This window comes from Halovenus rubra (assembly GCF_026586665.1).
Taxonomy (GTDB): domain Archaea; phylum Halobacteriota; class Halobacteria; order Halobacteriales; family Haloarculaceae; genus Halovenus; species Halovenus rubra.
This window is the reverse complement of the sequence record NZ_JAODIY010000012.1, coordinates 1-18992: the sequence shown is the minus strand read 5'-3', so window position 1 is coordinate 18992 and position 18992 is coordinate 1. Positions and strand designations below refer to the sequence as shown.

21 protein-coding genes and 2 pseudogenes are annotated in these 18992 nt (G+C 58.2%); 13 read left to right on the top strand and 10 right to left on the bottom strand.

Annotation, left to right across the window (positions count from 1 at the left end):
- The first annotated feature begins 5 nt into the window (after window positions 1-5).
- The 6 genes from N5098_RS12230 to N5098_RS12205 all read left to right on the top strand — a co-directional run bounded on the left by N5098_RS12230 (window position 6) and on the right by N5098_RS12205 (window position 6372).
- A complete protein-coding gene (locus N5098_RS12230; protein ID WP_267638162.1) occupies window positions 6-977 on the top strand; it encodes a DUF7983 family protein in 972 nt (323 codons plus the stop codon).
- Complete coding sequence (locus N5098_RS12225; protein WP_267638161.1) at window positions 974-1858, top strand: DUF7964 domain-containing protein; 885 nt, start codon at window positions 974-976, stop codon at window positions 1856-1858. The genes N5098_RS12230 and N5098_RS12225 overlap by 4 nt, the downstream gene beginning before the upstream one ends.
- 65 nt (window positions 1859-1923) lie before the next feature.
- Entirely contained in the window at window positions 1924-3600 is a 1677-nt protein-coding gene (locus tag N5098_RS12220) for a transposase (protein ID WP_267638160.1), read from the top strand.
- A 496-nt stretch (window positions 3601-4096) separates the two neighbouring features.
- Window positions 4097-4678 (top strand): DUF7342 family protein, encoded by a 582-nt coding sequence (locus N5098_RS12215; protein ID WP_004048667.1) that lies wholly within the window; start codon window positions 4097-4099, stop codon window positions 4676-4678.
- Window positions 4679-4681: 3 nt separating this feature from the next.
- A complete protein-coding gene (locus N5098_RS12210) occupies window positions 4682-5140 on the top strand; it encodes a hypothetical protein (protein WP_004048666.1) in 459 nt (152 codons plus the stop codon).
- A complete protein-coding gene (locus tag N5098_RS12205; RefSeq protein ID WP_049909261.1) occupies window positions 5137-6372 on the top strand; it encodes a site-specific integrase in 1236 nt (411 codons plus the stop codon). Before N5098_RS12210 ends, N5098_RS12205 begins: the two co-directional genes overlap by 4 nt.
- A gap of 36 nt (window positions 6373-6408) precedes the next feature.
- On the opposite strand, the gene N5098_RS12200 is transcribed toward N5098_RS12205, so the two are convergent.
- The 3 genes from N5098_RS12200 to N5098_RS12190 are packed head-to-tail and all read right to left on the bottom strand — an operon-like array spanning window position 6409 to window position 9230.
- The gene (locus N5098_RS12200) at window positions 6409-7062 is read right to left on the bottom strand and encodes a hypothetical protein (RefSeq protein ID WP_004048663.1); all 654 of its coding nucleotides are present in this window, start codon (window positions 7060-7062) and stop codon (window positions 6409-6411) included.
- 28 nt (window positions 7063-7090) lie between these two features.
- The gene (locus tag N5098_RS12195; RefSeq protein WP_267638154.1) at window positions 7091-9010 is read right to left on the bottom strand and encodes a heavy metal translocating P-type ATPase; all 1920 of its coding nucleotides are present in this window, start codon (window positions 9008-9010) and stop codon (window positions 7091-7093) included.
- 4 nt (window positions 9011-9014) lie between these two features.
- The gene (locus N5098_RS12190) at window positions 9015-9230 is read right to left on the bottom strand and encodes a heavy-metal-associated domain-containing protein (RefSeq protein ID WP_267638152.1); all 216 of its coding nucleotides are present in this window, start codon (window positions 9228-9230) and stop codon (window positions 9015-9017) included.
- Between the two features lie 202 nt (window positions 9231-9432).
- Between N5098_RS12190 and N5098_RS12185 the strand changes: the two genes are divergently transcribed.
- Window positions 9433-9954 carry an ArsR/SmtB family transcription factor gene (locus tag N5098_RS12185; protein ID WP_267638151.1) on the top strand — a complete coding sequence of 174 codons (522 nt, stop codon included), beginning with the start codon at window positions 9433-9435 and terminating at the stop codon, window positions 9952-9954.
- A gap of 57 nt (window positions 9955-10011) precedes the next feature.
- On the opposite strand, the gene N5098_RS12180 is transcribed toward N5098_RS12185, so the two are convergent.
- The gene (locus tag N5098_RS12180) at window positions 10012-10398 is read right to left on the bottom strand and encodes a hypothetical protein (protein WP_267638150.1); all 387 of its coding nucleotides are present in this window, start codon (window positions 10396-10398) and stop codon (window positions 10012-10014) included.
- Between the two features lie 170 nt (window positions 10399-10568).
- Here N5098_RS12180 and N5098_RS12175 point away from each other — a divergent pair, with 170 nt between their 5' ends.
- Together N5098_RS12175 and N5098_RS12170 are read left to right on the top strand one after the other, a co-directional pair.
- Entirely contained in the window at window positions 10569-11018 is a 450-nt protein-coding gene (locus tag N5098_RS12175) for a universal stress protein (RefSeq protein ID WP_267638149.1), read from the top strand.
- Window positions 11019-11142: 124 nt separating this feature from the next.
- Window positions 11143-11982, top strand: coding sequence for an IS5 family transposase (locus N5098_RS12170; protein WP_267638148.1), 840 nt, complete (start codon window positions 11143-11145; stop codon window positions 11980-11982).
- Here the strand turns inward: N5098_RS12170 and N5098_RS12165 are convergent.
- Both N5098_RS12165 and N5098_RS12160 read right to left on the bottom strand, forming a co-directional pair.
- A complete protein-coding gene (locus tag N5098_RS12165; protein ID WP_267638146.1) occupies window positions 11910-12716 on the bottom strand; it encodes a DUF6989 domain-containing protein in 807 nt (268 codons plus the stop codon). The two genes, N5098_RS12170 and N5098_RS12165, sit on opposite strands and share 73 nt — an antisense overlap.
- A gap of 341 nt (window positions 12717-13057) precedes the next feature.
- A complete protein-coding gene (locus N5098_RS12160; RefSeq protein WP_267638145.1) occupies window positions 13058-13429 on the bottom strand; it encodes an SHOCT domain-containing protein in 372 nt (123 codons plus the stop codon).
- Between the two features lie 333 nt (window positions 13430-13762).
- Here N5098_RS12160 and N5098_RS12155 point away from each other — a divergent pair, with 333 nt between their 5' ends.
- Both N5098_RS12155 and N5098_RS12150 read left to right on the top strand, forming a co-directional pair.
- Window positions 13763-14071, top strand: a complete 309-nt coding sequence (locus N5098_RS12155) for a hypothetical protein (protein WP_267638144.1) — start codon at window positions 13763-13765, stop codon at window positions 14069-14071.
- On the top strand, window positions 14068-14754 hold the full coding sequence (locus N5098_RS12150; protein ID WP_142980494.1) for an NAD(P)-dependent oxidoreductase: 687 nt from the start codon (window positions 14068-14070) through the stop codon (window positions 14752-14754). Before N5098_RS12155 ends, N5098_RS12150 begins: the two co-directional genes overlap by 4 nt.
- A 60-nt stretch (window positions 14755-14814) precedes the next feature.
- On the opposite strand, the gene N5098_RS12145 is transcribed toward N5098_RS12150, so the two are convergent.
- Both N5098_RS12145 and N5098_RS12140 read right to left on the bottom strand, forming a co-directional pair.
- Window positions 14815-15030: a hypothetical protein gene (locus N5098_RS12145; RefSeq protein ID WP_049986814.1), complete on the bottom strand. Its 216-nt coding sequence runs from the start codon at window positions 15028-15030 to the stop codon at window positions 14815-14817.
- A gap of 98 nt (window positions 15031-15128) precedes the next feature.
- Window positions 15129-16595: an amidohydrolase family protein gene (locus N5098_RS12140; RefSeq protein WP_267638141.1), complete on the bottom strand. Its 1467-nt coding sequence runs from the start codon at window positions 16593-16595 to the stop codon at window positions 15129-15131.
- Window positions 16596-16923: 328 nt separating this feature from the next.
- Here N5098_RS12140 and N5098_RS12135 point away from each other — a divergent pair.
- Both N5098_RS12135 and N5098_RS12130 read left to right on the top strand, forming a co-directional pair.
- A pseudogene (locus tag N5098_RS12135) lies at window positions 16924-17100 on the top strand (permease); the annotation flags it as partial.
- Window positions 17101-17178: 78 nt separating this feature from the next.
- Window positions 17179-18537 carry an IS4 family transposase gene (locus tag N5098_RS12130; RefSeq protein ID WP_267638139.1) on the top strand — a complete coding sequence of 453 codons (1359 nt, stop codon included), beginning with the start codon at window positions 17179-17181 and terminating at the stop codon, window positions 18535-18537.
- A 105-nt stretch (window positions 18538-18642) separates the two neighbouring features.
- On the opposite strand, the gene N5098_RS12125 is transcribed toward N5098_RS12130, so the two are convergent.
- On the bottom strand, window positions 18643-18813 hold the full coding sequence (locus tag N5098_RS12125) for a hypothetical protein (RefSeq protein ID WP_267638138.1): 171 nt from the start codon (window positions 18811-18813) through the stop codon (window positions 18643-18645).
- A gap of 66 nt (window positions 18814-18879) precedes the next feature.
- Window positions 18880-18992, bottom strand: a pseudogene (locus tag N5098_RS12120) (IS630 family transposase); the annotation flags it as partial.

Below are 18992 nucleotides of genomic sequence, written 5' to 3'. Positions count from 1 at the left end.
CGTATATGTCTTTCACCGCCAGCTGGCACACGCTTCTCGACGAACTCGACGACCTTCCCGAGAGCGCGACGCTCATCACGCCGCTCTCCCATCAGCGATTTCGTATTACTGACGTGCAGGACGCTCGCGTCATCATTCAGTTCGAAGATAGAGACGAGACACGACCACTCCAGCGCGACCAGTTCGAAACGCTCTATCGACGAATCGAGGATTCTCCCGACGGGTTTGATCTTGACCGTCTCCCGCCGGATGCCGACCCATACCCGGCGGTATGGAGTGTCCATCCACAGTTCGAGGTTGATGAGGACGCTGGCATCATCACACAATCGGAGGTTTCGACGGCAACGCAGGTGGTGGGCGCGGAACAGGAATCTACGGACGAGGAACGAACTGAACCCGACGGACTTGATGTCTATTCGGATGCACTTCTCCTCATCGATGCACTCGAACGCCACGATGTGACTACTCTCTCTGAACTGGAGACCGACGCGTTGGTGAATCTCTACACCCTGCTTTCGGATGTCCAGCGAGATGCTAACGAATTCCGCAAGGAGATCGCGGATGTCCTCCTTGCTCGGCTTCATCACGACCGTCCGGTTGCCGGGCAGTACGGCTCCGTCCAGCGGACGAGTCGCCGCAACCGCTCGCTCAAAGACGACGAGGAGGTGCTGGAACGCCTCGAGAACGCTGGCATCGACCGCGAACGTGTGCTGAGCGTCGATCGCTCGAAAGTCGATGAAGCGCTGGACGTCACCACGCTCTCCGAATCCGATGTGTACGAAGTCGAAGAAAGCGAATACGTTCGCAAAGCGGAGGTCGATGAAGAGGTGAAAGACTCCCGATTGCAGGGGTTGAAAGACCGCCTTGCTGCCAGCGAGGACGATGAGGCGAACCAACTTCGCGAAGAAATCGAGGAGCTCGAGCAGCGTATCGACGAGCTCACCAGCTTCCGCACAGGTACGGAGATGCAAGGATGACTGCCTACCGCTTTCGCGTCAAATTCGACCCCGACCCGACGTCGCTGTGGCGGGATATCGTCGTCGGTGCGGACAGAACGATCGCCGAATTTCAGTCGGCGATCAACGCTGAAGTCGGGCTCGATCAGGGCCACCTCTGGTTCGTCGGGGAGGATGAAGACTATTGGGACAGCGCCGTCAAATACCAGTGCCCGCAGGGGTACGACGAGTCGCTTGGTGGTGATCCGGTATTGCGTACGGAACGGATTGAGAACGCTGACGAGGTGACGATCGGCGAGATGACTCGCCAGCTCGGCCTCGAACAGTATGACCGTATCTGCTACCTCTATGACTACGGCGACGAATGGCGGTTCTACGCAATCTTGAAAGAGATTCTCAGCGATGAGCCGAGCGACAAACCACCCGAGGGTGTGAAAGAGAAAGGCGAGTCCATCGACGACCAGTACGACGCACTAGGAGCCGCTGAAAGCGATTCGCCTCTCCCTGACCCACTCTATTCGGTGCTCCCTGAAACTGCTGTCCCCGTTGCGGATCTGCGTGAGTTGGAGAAGCGAGATGGTATCGTCCACGTCATACCACTGCTCAGTCTCGAAACCGGATTCGGGGCGGTCTGCGAGCGGTTCGCGATTCAGTTCGAAGAGAGGGGATACGTCCTCGAAAACTTTCAGCCGGGGTGGCAGGTCGTCGAGGAAGTCGACGGGATAGACAAGACGGAGGAAGCACTCCTCGCGGCCCTTGCGGACGCAGTACGTGGATGGCACGCTGAAATTGCGGAGATATCGGGGGCGATGACAGGGCAGCATTTCGACGAGGAGACTGTCGAAGCGATGCACGTCGAACTGGAAGCAGAACTCGAGCGCATAGGATACGGCCACCTGTAGGCTGCTCTCTTAACTGTCTGCCGAAGAGAACGAGTTCTTGGCTGTGAAATGTCCAGCGTTTCGTAGTGGCACCAACCTGTGAGTCTCGCCGGAGTGTCTTTCGTGGGATCGCCCGAAAATCGCACGTCGAGTGGCCGAAGTACGACTCGACACCGTTGTATGACCGGAGTTCGCTAGCCGGACTGGAGTCGGACATTCGTACTGTGTCGGAAGCGTGGTTCGATCAGGACGTCCATACCTCCGTTGAGCTGTTCGTCTGTACGGTTCCGCTTGCCTACTTTCGATTCGATCCTCACGATCGCTACGCGAACTCGGTACGCTATGAGATGGCCACGCTCTTTCGCCTGTTCGTGCTGAAAGAACTCCACGGGTGGGACCACGAGACAGCACTCGTTGAGTACCTCAAAAGTCGATCTGTTATCCGTGAGCAACTGGGTATCGAATCGATTCCCGATCAGTCGACGCTGTGGCGAAGTTGGCACACACGCTTCACGGAAGATCTCCGCGAGACTATCGAAACGGTTGCTCGAACGATCCTCATCACCGCTCAGAACGCGGGCATCACGATCCCGCGTGAACCGGCCCGAACGCTCCGTCACCACGATACTGAATCCGATCAGCCGGAGCCAGATGATGGAGACGTTCTTGACCAGGCGAGCGAGATCACCGACCACGTCAGCCGCATCATCTTCCCCGCGTTCTCGCTTAATCGTGGTGAGGGCTGTGAGATCCACGAAAATGCGTTTTGGGACTTGCAAACGTATCTGGGGTTGCGACAGAATCTCGCCGCGAACGAGGGAGCTCGCAGTTTCATCCACGAGTCGACTCGTGACCGGACTCCGATGGGACACGCGCATCGTGACCATCTTCGTGATCTCTCGATCGAACAGATTCGAGAGATGTATCGGCAAGCGGTGGGTCGCCTCTTAGAAGAGGTCGCAGCGACGGAGGCGTTCTATCGTGCCGGGATCGTAGCGATCGATATCACTGAAGCCGATCCTTTCACAGGTGACCGAACGGGCCACGAAGACGAGATAATCGGGACGAAGGAGAAGAACGACGAATACGCCTACCAATGGGCGACAGTCCAGTTGGTCGGCAACGCTGTCCCACTCGTCCTTGATGCCCGTCCGGTACGGAAAGACGAGTCACGCAAGGAGATAGTCGAGGACTTGCTGGATTCGACTGAAGGGCTCGTCCACGTCGATAACGTGCTAATGGACCGGGAGTTCGACAGTCAGCACGTCTTGGAGATGATCAGCCAGCGTGGACTCTCCTACGTCGTTCCCAAGCGGATGCAGACCAGCGAGAAAGCCCAGGCCAAGCGGTTACTCCAGCGGGGCCAAGACCGGTATGAAACCGACCGCAAGCTCCATCTGGGCAAGAACGAGTGGCACGAGACGACGCTGATCTATCGGCGGAAAGAGGACTCAGAGCACGACGATCATCGACAGTACTCGGTGTTCATGACGAATCGGGGGAGCGGACACCTCACGGAGTACGGCTACCGGTGGGAAATCGAGAGTGGCTACCGATCGATCAAGCGGTTCATGGCGGCGACGACGTCGAAGGACTTCGGGTTGCGGTTCTTCTATTTCGCGTTCGCGTGTCTGTTGTACTCAATCTGGCGAGCCGTCGATTTACTCGTTCAGGTTGAGTTGACTGGTGAGTACGAGCACTCGCCGATGGTGACGGCAGATAATACACTGACTCTGCTGAAGAAGGAGACTGGAATTGGATAGCAAGACCCCATGACTGGGATAGAACGCCGTCTGAGTGGCGACACTGCCGAAAGTCGCTGAAATTCGGCTTTGGTGTTGGAAATACAATAAGAACCTTCGTTTAGAGAGCGATTTGAATCAACTTTCGGTCGACCATTCGTCGAAACTACGCATCACAGCCCCGCTACAGCTGGTGTAGTCTCAACTCCAGGGGTCGCGGTTTTGGTATAGCGGCATATGATTCATACCGTTGGCCAAATCCGGATTTCGGGGGATAGAACCCTTCTATCATGGGAAAAATCGTTATGAGACTCCTATCATTACTGGTCCTGATTATTCTGGTAATCACGACCACTTTGAAGTACCCCGCCGCCGTCGGTGAAGCACGAATGCTGCAACCGGCTCAGAACGGCGCTTCCCCCAGGGTAGAGCCGCCAAGACCGGGCTCCGTGTTTACTCTGGCTACCCACAGCTGAGATCGGGGCGATGGCGAAGAAGTCGATTCGATATAGAACTAATGGCCTCAACCTATATTAAGACAAAGCCCGAACGATGTTGTATGACCGAAGATGAATCGAACTCCGAGGGTCTGATGGAACGCCAGACCACGGGTGAAGACCGCGTGCGGATGGTTGCTCGGCAGCTGTCGGAGCCGCGGACAGCCAACTGGATCGCTTCCGAAGCGGGCTGGTCACACGAGCCGACCAAACGCGTCCTCGAACGGCTCGTCGACGATGGCATCCTCCATCGTGACGAAAGCGGTACTCACACGACGTATTACCCTGATTATCGCCGCCAAGCGATGCAGGAGGCGATGCGTCTTCGAGACAGCGGCCACACTGTCGAGGAGCTCACGGACCGTCTCGCCGATATGAAGACGCAGATTCGCGACTGGGAGGACGAATTCGGCGTTGAGTCACCGAACCAGCTTCGCGGGACGCTCGCTGACGAGTCCCTTGACGCTGAGGAGGAAGATAGTCGCCGTGAGATTGCCCGTGAGTGGGAGCATCTTCAGCGGCGTATCCAGATCGTTGGGTTCGCCATCCGAGAATGGGACTTCCTCGCTCCGACAACAGAGCCTGCCGAGGCCAGTAGCTGACGGATGTCGGTCCCGCATCCCGGTGGTGACCCGAACGCAAACTTCTACGCCCAGCTAAAGCGGGACGTCCTCGACCGTGTGCCACAGATCACGACAGTCGAGTTCGTTCCTGATGATATCGAGGCCAAACAGCTGCGGGCACGGTTTGATCCAGCCCGTCTCGACCCTTCGACAGGGCCTGAGTCGCCGGAACTGTCCATCAAGTGGTACCGGCAGGAGCCACATGATTGGTTCCGTATCAATTACACCGATCCGAACACGGGCTTTCACGCCGGCTGGCACCAGGACGAAGACCATCCCGATCTGGGACGGACGCATTTCCAGTACTCAGTCGCCGATACGGAGGACCGCTGGGGGATCACCTTCGAACACGAGACTCCCTCCCTGATTCTCTGGGAAATCGTCGAAGAGCTCCTTGAGGACGTCCGTCCGACCTACCAGTACGCGAACGAGGAACCATGACACCCCGAGAACGCGCCGATCGGTCACTCGCGAGCTCCTTCGAACGGTATCTCCAGGACAAGGGGAAGGGTCGCGGTGGCGACGGTGGGAACTATCGACGAAACGCAGCCCGCGAGCTCGAGCGGTTCGCCGAGTGGGCCGCCGGCGACCGCGGCGACGACGACTGGACCGGGATCGTCCCCGACGACGTCGACCGGGAGCCCACCTTTGACGATCTCGACGAACGCGTGTTCCGGGAGTACGCTCGGCATCTCGGGGGAGATCGGGGACTCAAGCAGAACACGGTACAAACCTATTACCGCTATATCTCTGCGTGGTGTGGGTGGTGTGTCAACGAGGGATATCTTGAGGCCCACTACGCGCAGCGGGCCAGTGCGATGGCGCCGCTGCCCGAGGATGACGGCCGCAAGCCCGGTGACCAGCAGGCCTGGACGTCCGAACAGCGCCACGCCCTCACCCGCCACGCCGACGAACGGGCCCGCGACGCCGTCGAGGCATTCACGACACTCCCGGAGGATACTGATCCCCTCGACAAGCAGCGAGCACGCTACGCGGCGCTGAAGGCGGCTCGTGACCGGGCTCTGGTGTTCGTCCTCGCGTACACCGCCGTCCGCGTTGGCGAACTCCTCCGAGATCCAAACGACCCGCGCCGGCGCGGCGTCCGCTGGGAGGACCTCTCCCTCGACGATGGGAGTATGGACGTCTACCGGAAGAAACAGCAGTGGGACGCCGCCAGTCTCCCCGATCCGGTAATCTCGCCGCTGCGGAGCTACCGAAAACTGATGGACCCACCGACGGAGCGCTGGCCGGTGTTTCCCACGTTTGACCAGCGGACGCTCGCAGGGCTCGTCCAAGATGAGCTCGCCGACCGAGGGGAACATACGGAGGCAATCGCCGAACGCCGTGGGGAGTACGCTCGCGACCTCCTCCTGGCGCTCGATGAGGATATTCGACCGCCCTCGATTACGACGGACGGCACACGATCGATTCTCCAACGGCTCTCAGAAGCTGCAGAGATAGACATCGACCATCCGAAACACGATTACCTTGCTCCACACGGCGGCCGGCGTGGAATGGGTGAAGTTCTCGTTCGAGCATTCGGATACACGGTTGCCGCCCGGTATCTCGACAATTCGGAGGAGATGGTGAGAGAGCGGTATTCACATATCGAGGCCGGAGAACTCGGTGATGTCGCTACTGAGGCGCTCGAGGAGATCGATAGTATACCGTAGTAACATATTTCGAGTGTGAGGGGTAGACCGTCGCGTTCACACCGCGTCGACGGTGAACAGCGAGTCGTCGCTGAGGACGACCTGTACCCGGCGGTGCCAGGCGTCAGCAAAGGCCTCCCGTTGCTGGTCGCTTGCCGATCCGTCGAGAATCCCCTGGAGGTTCCCGATCGCGGGTCCACCGCCAGGAACGTCGCTGACGTGGTAGGCCACTTCGACGGTCTCGTCCGTGTCGGTTCGCCGGAACCGGAACGTCGGGTCCGCCGTGTCCGGGTCGAACGCGTCGAAGACGAGGAGGTCGCGGCGGCCGCCATGGCCGCCGGCGAGCCCGCTGAATCCGTCATCGCCGGTCGCGCCAGTCACGTACGAGATGATGCGGCTCATCACGCCGTACGCGGCATCGTCCTGCGGGCCGGCCGTCTGGACCTCGATTTCGCTCCGGACTGGATAGCCGTCGGGATACAGGGGGTCGAGCCCGAGCTGGGCGATCCGGTAGGCGCCCGAGGCTGTCGGACAGGAGTGGCCCGCTTCTTTCACCGCGTCCCGATAGGTGACGACGAACGGCTCGCCCGGTTCGAGGACGCCGAGGGCCTCCGCGACGGGGTCGCGGATTTCGATCGGGTCGACGTCGTAGTCGACCTGCCAATTGGTTCTCGTCTGGGTCGTGTCAGTCGCAGTCGAATTCGATGTCATGAGTTGTGGTTGTGATCGTGTCTCGTGGTCAGTAGCGGAGCAGTCGCATCCCGTTGAGGATGACGAGGAGGACGCTGGCCTCGTGGACCAGCATTCCCGACGCGAGAGTGACGTAGCTGGTGAGCACGCCCGCGAGGAGGACGGTTACGGTCAGCACCGCGAGCCCGACGTTCTCGAGGACGTTCCAGCGCGTCGCCTTGCTGAGTTTGACCGCGTACGGGATCCGTTCGAGATCGTCGGCCATCAACGCCATGTCAGCCGTCTCGATGGCGGTGTCCGTCCCCGCAGCACCCATCGCGATGCCGACGTCGGCGGTCGCCAGCGATGGCGCGTCGTTGATGCCGTCGCCGACCATCGCGACGACGTGGCCGTCGGCCTGGTAGCCCTCGATGACGGACTGCTTGTCCTCAGGGAGGAGTTCGGCACGGTACTCGTCGATACCGACCTCCTCGGCAACGGCAGCGGCCGTCCGCTCGTTGTCGCCGGTGAGCATCACCGTCTCGATGCCAGCGTCTTGGAGCGCCGCGACGACCCCAGGAGCGGCCTCCCGGAGCTCGTCCCGCATCGCAATCGCGCCGATGATGTCTCCGTCCCGAACGACGTGGACGACTGTCTCGCCGCGCCCCTCACGCTCGCGGACGTAGTCGGCGACCCGGCTGGGGACGTCAATGTCGCGGTCGGCCAGCAGTGCGCGGTTGCCGACAACAACTTCCTGGCCATCGGCATGGGCGATGACGCCCTTGCCAGCGACTACGTCGAAGTCATTCGGATCGGGGACCGACCTGCGCCCCGCGTCCGTATCGTCCGCCTGGGCGACCGTCGTTCCGCCGTCCGTTGCGGCGGTCGGGCCCTCGCGGGCCGCGTCGACGATGGCGTCAGCGAGGTGGTGTTCGCTCTTCTTCTCGGCGGTCGCCGCGAGTGAGAGGACCTCGTCATCAGCAACGCCGAACCCCTCAACATCGGCGACGGTGGTCTCGCCCTTCGTGAGGGTGCCGGTCTTGTCGAAGGCGACAAGGTCGATCTTGCCGGCGCGTTCGAGGTGTTCGCCGCCCTTCATCAGCACGCCAGACCGAGCGGCGTTGCCGATGGCCGAGACGATGCTGACCGGTGGCCCGATGACCAGCGCGCCGGGACAGCCGATGACCAACAGGGTCAGCGACAGGATCGCGTTCTGCGTGACGGCGTACGCACCGATAGCGAGCACGATGACTGCCGGCGTGTAATACTTCGCGAACCGGTCGATGAGACTCTCCGTGGGCGACTGAGCCTCTTGGGCCTCCTCGACGCGGCGGATGATGCGTTCGAGTGTCGTATCCGAGCCCGCCCCCGTCGTTCGGATTTCTAGTGCGCCCTCCTGGTTGACCGTTCCGGCGTAGACCTCGTCGCCGTCGGCCTTGTGGACGGGCGCGCTCTCGCCGGTGACCGGCGCTTGATTGACGGCGCTCTCGCCGTCGACGACGGTCCCGTCGACCGGAATCTTCCCGCCCGGCTTTACGACGACGACTTCGCCCGCTTCGACCTTGCGGGCGGGGACCTCCCGGAGCTCCCCGTCGCGACGGACGGTCGCCGTGTCAGGCGTCATCTCCAGCAGCTCCTGGAGGGCTGTCCGGGTCTTCCGCATCGTCCGGCCCTCGAGGTAGCTGCCGAGGCTGAACAGGAAGACGACGGCGGCGGCCTCCCAGTACTCCCCGATGACGATGGCGCCGATAGCAGCCAGCGTCACGAGCGTCTTGATACCGAGGGTTCGGTTGGTGACCTCGTGGTAGGCGGTCTTGGCGATGTCGTAGCCACCCACGATCGTCGCCAGGACGAGGATGGCGGCGCTCGCCGTATTGAAATTCGTGAGGTAGCCCAGGCTCCAGCCGCCGCCGTAGAGCAGGCCGCTCGTCGCTGTGACGATGGCCTTCCGGTGTTTCCGGTAGTACTGCGTGATCGATTGTTTGTTCATGGTGTTAGGCGGGCTGGGGCGTGTACCCCTGGTTTTCGATGGTCTGTGCGAATGCGTCGGGGTCGGTGACGCTGTCGTCGTACTCGATCTCGACGCGGCCGGTCGCGTAGTGGACTTCGACGTGCTGGACGCCGTCGACGTTCGACAGGGCGCGTTCGACGGTACTCGCGCAGGTCGGGCAGTCGAAGTCGAGGACGCGGAATTGGGTTGTGTCGCTCATTACAGTTTGAGGTAGTGCCCGCACCCCAATAAGTATTTTTTAGATGATATGTTAGAATTCGGATACGGGTCGTTGGAACAGTCAAACGGGTCGTCTAGAGCTTTCGCTATTGCGGGTCCATCCTGTACTCGATACCTCGACAGACACCTGCCCGACTCCTGCCCCGCTACCTTTTCCTGCGTGCTCGCGCTCAGTTACTCGTATGAGTGATTCCGATACCGACCACCGTCTCGACGACATCGCGGTGCGAGACACTCGGGTTTCGGACGCCATCGACGAGCCGATGCGGGCGATGATCCTCGATATTCTGGCCGAGGAGGCCCTGACCGCGACCGAGGTCCACGAACGCCTCGACGATCGCGGCGTCGACCGGACGGAGAACACGGTTCGCCATCACATCAACGAGCTCCGGGACGCCGACCTCGTCAACGTCGTTCGGTTCGAGGAGGGTCGTGGTGGGACGACGAAGTACTACCACGCAAACACGATCGTTCTCTCGTACTCACTACCAGATTCGGCCGACGCCGCCGTCGAAGAGATGATCGACGCTGTCCAGCCCCAGATCACGGACGCGCTCACTACGCTCACCGACGAGTACGACGACGCTATTGAGGAGATCGTCGCGGATATGCAGCCCTGCGAGCACTGCCGGACCCAGAAGTACGAGACGTATGTGCTTCTGACTGTTCTGCGACGTGCGTTCGTCCGTTCGTACCGAAACTAAGCTTCGACCCCCCCTAGCTACTGCCCTTTGACGGTCCGTCCGACGGGAAACGACCGCTCACGCCTCGCTTCGTAGATCGTTGATGGCAATGACCACGTAGAGTAGTCCGACTAGGCGTGTTCCGATGTACACCCACGGCTTCCATTCACAGCTTGAGGCGTCTATGTACGCATATTTGGCCCCATAGTCCACGTAGGTGCGTGGGTAGAGCAGTGCGAGCAGACCGATCACGCCCAAGAATTTCTTAAACGAGGAATAGGAGGCGTCGCTCCGCCACATCAACCCAAGAAAGAGCAGGCCTTCGAGTCTGGCGTCTGGTATGACCCAAGACTTGAGTTCACACTCCTCGGGATTATCCAATGCGATTCGCTCTGCCGTATTGATGAGCGCTTCTGGCGCAAGAGTTTCGACGGTACAGATCGTCGTGAGCAGTTTGCGAAGCATATCTACAGGTTTGCTGATTCGGCGTGATGAAACTAAGCCGTCGATTCAGCTGTCGGGCCGCAAGAAAGGGCTCTTGACATGTATTATTCCGGCGAGAACTCTCAGTAGTTCTCTTGGGTGGTGGGACTCAGAGGCTGGTTTTATTGTACCGTTGGTCGAAATTAGATCGAATGTACGACCGGATTTTGCTCTCGACGGATGGTACAGTTGCTTCTGAGGAAGCTAAATCACATGTAATCGATCTTGCAGCGGCTCACGACGCCGTCCTTCACGTGCTCTATGTCGTCGATGAGAACGTTGTGACTGCATACAGCGGTGACGAATACGTCGACGAGGCTGAAGGACCGGAGCACGGTCTCGAAGAACTAGGTCAGGAAACCCTCGCAGAAGTCCAATCGGAAGCGTCCGACGCAGGGGTCAACGTCGTCGAGGCGATGCAGCACGGTCTACCCGCCGAAACGATCGTCAAATACGCCGACGACAACGACATCGATCTGCTCGTACTCGGGACGAAGCGACGGCCCGAAGAATACCGTGCGCTCCTCGGAAGCGTAACTGACCGCGTTCTTCGACTGACGCACAAGCCGGCCACTGTCGTGAAGACTGAGGTCAGCGAATAGTTCATTCCGGCCTTGTTTAGACGGTTGAATCCGATCAGTCTGAGAGCTGTGTCACTCGGATTGCCGTACTCGTCTCTCCGCAGGAGTGCTCATTTTCTAGGAACTGAAGCGGGACGGATGTGATGTGCAAACCAAGACCGCCCGCTTCGCAGAGACGGTTGTATCCCTCTCTCAAAAAGCCGTCGCTGGTGAGCCAGCTCCGGCATACCGCCCCGGGAAAGAGGGGTATGCCGACTGGGTGATTCTCGCCGTTCAGGGGTTCAAAGAGTATCTTGAACACGATTACCGGAAATTAATGGATGTTCTCCGAGAGATGCCGAGAGTAGCAGACTCACTTGGTTTGACGGTCGAGACGCTGCCACACTTTTCGACCGTCTGTGCGCGCAAGCAAGCGATCCCGATGAAGCGGTGGCGAGCGATCCTCAACGCGTCGGTCGAACTGTATCAACTCGGAGATGTCCAAGCAATCGACGCAACCGGCGTGGATCGCGTTCAAGCTAGTCAGCACTACGCGAAACGAACAGATTACACGTTTGAGGCGGTCAAAACCACGCTACTCATCGATTGTGAAACGAGCGCGATCATCGATATACACTGCTCGATGAAACAACCGCACGATACCCAAGTTGGTTTGCAGGTGTTAGTGCGGAATATCGACGATCTGACGGCTGTAGCGGCGGATAAAGGATATGATTGGGAAGCTCTCCGGACGAGGTTGCGGGCTGAAAGTATCACACCACTGATTCCACAACGCGGCCCCGGCTTCCGAGGATGGGCGAGAAACTTACTCATTCACGATCGGGAGTATAACCAGCGTTCGAACGCTGAATCCGTGTTTTTCGGATTGCGGCAGCGATATGGTGAGACGCTGTGGGCCAGAACGTGGTTCGGTCAATTCCGCGAACTTGTCATGAAATCAGCGGTGCGAAACATCGAACGCGCAATCGAGGTGGCAGATCGCTGAACGCTGGCGTCTAAACAAGGCCGTTCATTCCCATTCGGGATCACCCCAGATTCGAGACTAGAACGAACAGGTAATAGACGCCGACGTAACTCAGGTTGATCGTGACCCCGATTCCAAAACCTCCCGTGAGGGCATCCTGCTTCGCCCAATAGTAAACTGGACGCGAACATCACGGCCTCTGCGACGACGATAAACAGGGGTGCATGCCCAACCCAGCCAAGCGGCGCAGTCGTGTAGATCCATCCACCACCCTGGCTAGCAAGCGATTCGAACCCGCTCTCCGCGACGAATGCGAAGACTGCTGGCCCAAGGTACGCAGCGAAGGTACTGATCTCCTCGTGGAGACGAAGGCCGATGTAGCCCATGAACGTGATAAGAAGCGCCCACGCAAATGGCATGTAGGCAGGAGAACTCAGCAAGAATGGGTAGCCTGTAGGATACACGAGAGATCCCGCAATATGAACGAGGAAGTAATCTCCGAGGAGCTCCAGAAATCCGCCGAGAGTCCCGATTGCGGTCAAATGTCTGATTCTCTCGTTGACCGTCGCGTACACCAAGCCAATCCCATAGAAGCCCAACGCATAGAGATAGGATAACGCGGTTAATTGGGTGAAAAGAAAGTTGTGATAGAACGCGATGACCGTCCCGATCATCCACAGGCCTACGAGAGTATCCTGCTTGGTAACGTAGGCACGAAGACGCGAAACCCTTGAGAGGATAGCTGAGTCACTCATTCACTGGCCTTCGTATCACTCTGATACCGTTGGCGCTGGGCACGACCTTCGTCGACAAACCGTACCGCGTTAATCGGCTATTTATGGGCAAATCATCCGGCGAAGTTCGATAACTTTCCGAAGAGGCCAGCGATCTGTGAGAAGAATTTGAAGTCGATGATATCAAACTTACCATATCGCGACATTCGTAGTCACTTCCTATTGCGATTTCCACTTTGAATCCTAACCATCTTATCATAACTAAGTAACTCATATCGAGCAGGGATTGATACGGAGCGGTGAGTGGTTCAGATTTATAAAGTGTGGTCCGAAGCATGACTTTCTCCGTCAGCTGACGGTGTTCAGGTATCGCGTTCGAGTGCTTCCCGTCGCTGTTCGTATTCCTCGTCGGTCAATTCGCCACGAGCGTACGCGAGTCGGAGTTCTTCGAGTGCCTGGTCTGAGTCGCTCTCACTTCCCGTCATTGCCTGGTAGAGGAGGTAGGCACCGCCGACGAGGGCAGCTAAGAAGAGGAGCTGCATGATGACACCGGCGATAAACATCCAGGTTGGTATCGTCCCGTCTCCCCACATATGGCCGCCCCATGTGCCACCCATCATCGGGCCAACTCCCATCATCCCGAAGCCCATGAAGAACATCGGGAAGAGGACGAACGCACCGATGATAATGAGAACAATCGTGATGAGTCGTGTATCGTCTGTTTTGTCAGGCATAGTTTTCCCTCCGTGAGATCCGTCTCCAGTACTCAATACGGGTTCCCTATTCAATGCGATTGTGTCTTCCCTTCTTGTGGTCTACCTCGGGAATACTTTTGACATCCCAGCTTTGCACCGGTTCTGCGTTTGAATCCAATCCCATTCTGGGGCCTTCGCGCTGTCACGCTGACTCATCGGGCTGGATCGTGCTAAGAGAAGGGTTCAGTAATGGGTCAAACCCCGTGCTGTGGTGCTTTTCTGCCTTCATATTATGGCTGGTGGCAGTTCGAGATAGTCGGGTTTCGAATCGTATCCACAAACCCAGTGAATTACCCGCTCGTAGTGTTCCTTATGAGCACCCCATCTGAGCAAACCGACGTTGAGACCCTGGAATCCAGTCAGGAATCACCGCGTCTCGATCCGCTTCCATTTGCTGCGGCAGCAGCTACTGTCGCAGCTGTGATTATGCTTTTACTCGGCCTCTTCGGGGCGATCGGAATCTACGAAGGTGGGGTCGAGATGATGGAGCAGTGGCATTTGTTCTTCACGCCGACACCTGCTGGGACTATCGCTGGAATCCTTGAAGCAGTGGTCATTACAGGTGTATTCACCTACCTGTTTGCTGAGTTGTACAACCGCTTTACCGGTTCACTCTCATGAAACTCGCTGTGTTCGGGGCGACTGGTGGGACAGGACGACGTTTGATAACGCAGGCCCTGGCCGCCGATTATGACGTTCGGGCCCTCACCCGATCCCAGGCTAAACTCCCGCCAGGTGAGCAGATCACAGCTATCGAGGGAAATGTCTTGGATCCAGGGGCAGTCTCTGAAACAGTCGAGAATACAGACGCCGTGGTTTGTCTCCTTGGACGAACGCCGAACAACCCACCGGATGTCGTGTCGCGGGGAACTCGAAACATCATCGAGGCGATGGATGACCGGCCAGTCAGCCGATTACTCGTGTTAACGTCGATGGGTCTCGGTTCGAGCTCTGAAACCGTTCCGTGGTATGTCCGAATTGCAAACGCAACCGCTCTCCACGATCTGATGGCAGACAAGGCCCGGCAAGAAGAACTGGTCATGCAAAGCGACCTCGACTGGACGATCGTACGGCCCGGTGGATTGACGGACACACCGCGAACCGGAGAATACGTCCACGGTGTCGATATTGATGCCAGTGCTCGGCCGATTTCACGGGCTGATGTCGCCGATTTTCTGCTTCAAATCGTTCAAGAGGACCTATACGTTCGAGAGACGCCGATAGTCACCAGCCAAGAGAACGCCGATCTCGGATTTTTCCTGGATCAGATTGCGACGATCGCGAAGCGACTCAAAACTAACTGAGACAACAGCTGTACGAGTCCCGCGACTGATTGCGCAAAAGCGAGTTGCTTCCCGAGCGAATTACCCAAACAGGACATCACGATACTGCCACCCCAGGACAATAACGACCAGAAGTGCCACTACACCCCCGATTAGGAAGCTAAAGCCACTTCCATCATATCCGTAGGGAACCGGCAGGTCGGTGGTCTGATCCAACACCAGCAACACTACAGCGAGGCCGGCGACACCGAGACCAATCACCCGACCGAGTGGGGAATCACTCCGTTTACCGGGCATAGCTGTACATAGCCGGCGTCTCCTTGAAGAGTGTACTGCAAGACCGGCTGCTCCGTCTATCGCGCTGAAGGGTGTGTGGACTGTTCTTTGCCACCCGCTTAGAATGGGAACCGATCACGCACAGATTGAATCGCGAGGCGGGTCAGGAGTCGCGCAGGGCCACGCTTTGGGAGGTCCCGTACTGTCTCGATGCTGGTGGGCGGTTCACTGCCACCTACGTGTAGCTCCCAGCCAGTCTCGTCCACGAAGCGTTCGACAGCCTGGTTTGCTCGCTGTCGCACGTCGTCCGAATCCATCGTCTCGGGTGCGCCGTCCCGAAGAACGATGTCGCCGTCGACGATCACTGTCTCTACGTCGGCCGGGACCGCGTTGTTCACGACGTGTGCGGGAACGTTGGTCAGTGGCGTGAACTTCGGTTTGTCGACGTCGAGGAGGATAATATCCGCGCGCTTTCCCGCTTCGATACTGCCGATCTCGTCGCCCATCCCCAGCGCGCGTGCGCCCTCGATAGTGAGCATTCGTATCAGTTCCGTCGAGTCGAGCTGTCCGGCCGAACGCTTGAGATTTGCCGCCAGACGGGCTTGCCGCGCTTCTCCGAACATGCTGTACGAGTCGTGCCAGTAGTGGTCGTCAATCCCTACTCCGACGTCGACGCCGGCGGCTCGAAGCTCGGGAACGGGCGTCCACTGCGTCTCCCCGTTCGGATTCCAGTAACAGAAGACGGACGGGCAGTGCGCAACAGCCGCGTCCGCCTCGGCGGTTCGCTGGATGTCCTCTTCGTCGGCGAGGCGGAAGTGAGCAGCGACCAGTCGGTCGTCCAGGAGTCCAACGTCGTCGAGCAATCCCACCGAGTCCTCGCCACCGTTCGCTCGTGCCATCGTGTTACTCTCCTCGAGTTCGAGCAAGTGCGTGTGGACGAGCAGGTCCGGGTACTCTGCGGCGAGGGACGCGGTCCGTTCCCACAGCTGCCTGGTACACGACCAGTCGTCGTGCGGGCAGATCGTCGCCCTGATTCGGCCCTCGTACGTGTCGTGGTACGTTTCGACGAACTCGCGAGCACGGGAGAACTGCTGATCGACTGGTTGGTCCCAGAAGAGGTCCGAGATCGCCGGGCCGAAAAATCCGCGGAGCCCTGCTTCCCCGAACGCCTCTGCACCTGCGGCAGGCCGTGCGTCCATCGAGTTCACGGTCGTGACACCGCCCAGGAGGAAATTGAGCGCTGCGAGCTCGACGCCTGCCTCGACGAGGTACTCGAATTCGCCGTTCCCTAGTCTGTTAAACAAGGCCGTCCCACTCCCGAGCATCTCCGTCAGATCGAGTTCGCTAAACGCACCGATGAGCGGTGTCATCTCCAGGTGCGTGTGGGCGTTCACCAACCCCGGCATCACCAGTTTCCCGTTCCCGTCGATAACGGTGGACGCTTCTAATTCTCCGTCTCCTGCACGTGACGGTCGGACTTCTTCGATACAGCCATCGGTGATGCATACTGTGCCGCGCTCGTACAGGCGGTTCCGCTCGTCGGCTGTGAGAACGAGTGCATCATGGATTGCCAGATCGACAGCCATCGTATATTAGGAGGTGGATGTGACAGTTACCGTACTGGACAACCGAGCAGGCCGGCGAACGCTGTTCTTCCAGGTGATGTTCCCCTCATTTGGGATATCATCGGTCTCTACTGGTCCCATTAGCCTCTAATACGTCGGCGTGATTTAATCAGATTCCCCTTTTGAATCTGAAGTCGGAGTCCGTGGAGATTGTGGAGGTTTGCAAGGTTTTCCCCTCTTCACAATAGATCATCTATGGCCGACGGTTACGATACCATAGTACTGATACCCTCATAGGCAGCATATTCTAATCAAAACCGTAATAGATGATCCCTACAATGATACAACTATGCAGGCGACGATAATCGACGGAGTTCTTGAATCCCTCCGTATCGGTGTCGGATTTCTCTGGACGGCGGCGTGGGCGATCATTATGGGCCTCACGATCACGAGTCTGGTCCAGGTCTACGTCTCGAAGGAGCGGATGGCACAGGTGCTGGGTGACGGCGATCTAACTGGACTTACCATGCGTTCTAGTTTAGCAGAGAATGCGGTCGCTGTTTGTTGATTAGATATCGTCGCAACTACCCGGCTGAAGAACCCGGTGGATGATGTGTACTCACCACCGGACTCGGTAGTTGTTGATCGAATTCAAAGAGCGTTTCCCTCCGATGAGTTGCGCGAGCGCGCTCGCGCAACGAATCTTGTCGAACGAGAGCGGAAATTCGACATCGTCGCGCTGTTTTACACGCTCACGTTTGGTTTTGCTGCTGGCACAGACCGCTCTCTGCAAGCGTTTCTCGAACGCTACGTCGAGATGGCTGATTGCGACAAACTGTCCTACGCGGCGTTCCACGACTGGTTCGAACCGGGCTTCGTTGCACTCCTTCGAGAAATTCTCGATGACGCCATCGAAAATCTCGATACCGGACGAGCCGAATTGAACGGACGTCTCGAACGCTTTCGAGACGTCCTCATTGCCGACGCTACCATCGTTTCGCTGTACCAGGACGCCGCCGATGTCTATGCAGCAACTGGCGACGACCAGGCCGAACTGAAGCTCCACCTTATCGAGTCACTCTCCACAGGTCTTCCAACACGATTCCGCACAACCGACGGCACAACCCATGACCGGAGTCAGCTACCCACCGGCGAGTGGGTAGCTGACGCCCTCATACTGCTCGATCTCGGCTTCTACGACTTCTGGTTGTTCGATCGTATCGACCAGAACGACGGGTGGTTCGTCTCCCGTGTCAAAGNTGTCAAAGACAACGCAAACTTCGAGATCGTCGAAGAACTGCGGACGTGGCGGGGCAACAGTATCCCATTGGAGGGGGAGTCGCTGCAGGACGTCCTCGACGACCTGCAGCGACAGGAAATCGACGTACGCATCACACTCTCGTTTGAGCGAAAGCGAGGGTCGGGCGCCAGCACGACCCGGACGTTCCGATTGGTCGGCCTGCGAAACAAGGAGAGCGAAGAGTACCATCTCTATCTGACGAACCTCGGCAAAGAGGACTATAGCGCGCCCGATATCGCGCAGCTCTATCGGGCGCGCTGGGAGGTCGAACTGCTGTTCAAGGAGTTGAAGTCGCGGTTTGGCTTGGACGAGATCAACACGACCGACACCTACATCATTGAGGCGCTGATCATCATGGCGGCGATTTCGTTGATGATGAGTCGTGTAATCGTGGATGAGTTACGGTCGCTTGAGGCAAGACAGCGAGAGGCCGAAGCCGCCGCAGACGCCGACGAGTCGGCGTCGCGGCTTCCTCGCCGTCGCTGTTCGCTAGCCGTTGAACGCCACGCTCATCTGATCCAGCTGTACCTCATGGTTGAGTTGGGCTACGAGCTGCCGGATTTGGACGAGCTGTTGTTGTGGGCGTCACAAAATCCAAATCCACACAGAAATCGGTTACGTGAGCAGGTTGAACGAGGTGAGTTCGGCTTTGACCGCCACTAAACTAGAACGAATGGCCAGGAGACCTACGACCGTGACTGGGTTGAATACGAGATCAAGAAGAGCTGGAGAGACGGTAACGGCATTGTTGGCATCCGAATCCACAACTTAGAGGATAAGAGCGGATACACGGACTCGCGTGGAAAGAATCCGCTCAGCAAGATCTACATCGAGGAGAACGGGCAAAAGAAGTTCTTCGATGATATCTTCAGCACGTACCGTTGGAAGCGGGATAGCGGCTACGATAACTTGGGAGACTGGGTCGAAGAAGCCGCTCAAATAGCAGGTCGATAGAGAAATGGTTTCGGACGAGAGCTTCCATCAAGAGCTCGAACAGATTCATACTCACGGACATAAGTACGTGAAGACATCTGGTACTTCGATACGATCGAGCGCAGAGAGCGCAGCATCACGAAGATCGTCGAGGGTATCGAACAGACGGTTGCCAAGTTCTTGGT